Origin of the sequence: Streptomyces sp. WAC05292, from assembly GCF_003949955.1 — a bacterium.
In the GTDB taxonomy this organism is placed as follows: Bacteria; Actinomycetota; Actinomycetes; order Streptomycetales; family Streptomycetaceae; genus Streptomyces; species Streptomyces globosus.
The window spans coordinates 1-1,651 of sequence record NZ_RPSE01000687.1; the positions used below are offsets into that span (position 1 = coordinate 1).

Here is a 1,651-nt window from a genome sequence, read left to right on the forward strand (position 1 = left end):
ATTGAGTACGCCGCCCCTGCACGCCCCCGTGCGCAGGACGCCCCGCCCGCGCACGTCCGAGCACAGCCCGTCCCGCCTGCGCGCGCCCGCGCGCCCCACCCCGGCCGCGGCCGCCCACAGCGTCAGCGGCGCCACCGCCGTCCTGCTCGCCCTGGTGGGCATCGGCGCGCTGGTCCACGAGCCGGTCCTGATACCGTCCCTCGCCGCCAGCGCCGCCCTCGTGCACAGCGCGCCCGGCCTGCCGCTCGCCCAGCCGCGCAGCGTCGTCGGCGGCCACCTGCTGGGCGCGCTCGCCGGCTACGCGGTACTCGCCGCCGCGGGGGGCAGTGCCTGGGCCGCGGCCGTCGCCGGCGGCCTGGCCCTCGCCGCGAACACCGCCGCCCGCACCCCGCACGCCCCGGGCTGCGCCAGCGCGGTCATCGTCGTCCTCCAGGCCCCGGCGCCCGCGCGCTTCCTGCCGCTGCTGCTCGGCGCGGCACTCCTGCTGGTCCTCACGGGGTACGCCGTCTCGCGGCTGCGGCCCGGCGCCCCCCGCTATCCCGCCTACTGGTGGTGAGCGGCCGCCCTCACGCGCCGTCCTCGCCGAGCACGCCCGCGACACCGCGGGCGACGCAGGCGACGCGGTCGGCGGGCAGCCCCGCGATGTTGATGCGGCCGGCCGTCGTGCCGTAGACCGCGTACCGGCTGCGCAGCCGCAGCATCTGCGGCGCGGTGAGCGGCAGCATCGAGAACATGCCCTTCTGCCGGGCGAGCACCGCCGCCTCGGCCGGCCTGCCGAGGGCCGCCAGCCGCTCGGCCAGGCCGCGCCGGTTGGCTTCGATGCGGCCCCGCATGCCGTCGAGCTCGGCCCGCCACAGCGCCCGCAGTCCGTCGTCCTCCAGGACCGCCGCGACCACCGCCGCGCCGTGCTCCGGCGGCATCGAGTACAGGGTGCGGGCCGCGTTCTGCAGGGCCGTCTCCACGTGCCGCAGGGACACGCGGGAGGCGCCGAGGACGATCGCGCAGCCGGTGCGGTCGCTGTAGAGCCCGAAGTTCTTGGAGCAGCTCACCGCGACGAGCATCTCCGGCACCCGCTCGGCGAGCAGCCGCGTCGCGGCCAGGTCGGCCTCCAGGCCGTCGCCGAGGCCGTGGTAGGCGAGGTCGACGAACGGGACCCAGCCGTTCCGGGCCGCCAGCCCGGCCAGCTCCTCCCACGCCTGCGCGGAGGGGTCCACACCGGTCGGGTTGTGGCAGCAGCCCTGGAGCAGCACCACGTCGTCCCGCTGCGCCTGCGCCAGGTCCTGCAGCAGCCCCGCCGTGTCGGAGCGGCCCTCCGCGTCGACCCAGCGGTAGGTGCGGACCGCCAGCCCGGCGGCCTCGAGTATCGGGCGGTGGTTGACGTACGCCGGGTCGCTGATCCACACGGTCGCGCCGGGACGGGTCCGGCACCCGAGGTCGGCCAGCAGGCGCAGCGCGCCGCTGCCGGCGACGGTCTGCACGGCGACCGCCCGGTCGGCCGCCCCGCCGCCCTCGCCCAGGACCATCTCCAGCATGGCCCGGTTGAACGACGTGTTCCCCGACAGGCCGCGGTACTCCTTGGACGCGGAGCGCTCCGCGTCCAAGGAGTACCGCGGCCTGTCGGGGAACACGTCGTTCAACCGGGCCATGCTGG

Annotated in this window: 2 protein-coding genes; one reads left to right on the forward strand and one right to left on the reverse strand. The window is 77.3% G+C overall.

The features are described 5' to 3' along the window. A partial coding sequence (locus EF903_RS32375) for an HPP family protein (protein WP_399422192.1) occupies positions 1-556 on the forward strand: 556 nt, incomplete at its 5' end. A 10-nt stretch (positions 557-566) separates the two neighbouring features. Here EF903_RS32375 and EF903_RS32380 read toward each other — a convergent pair. After that, a partial coding sequence (locus tag EF903_RS32380; RefSeq protein ID WP_125548507.1) for an aromatic amino acid transaminase occupies positions 567-1,651 on the reverse strand: 1,085 nt, incomplete at its 5' end.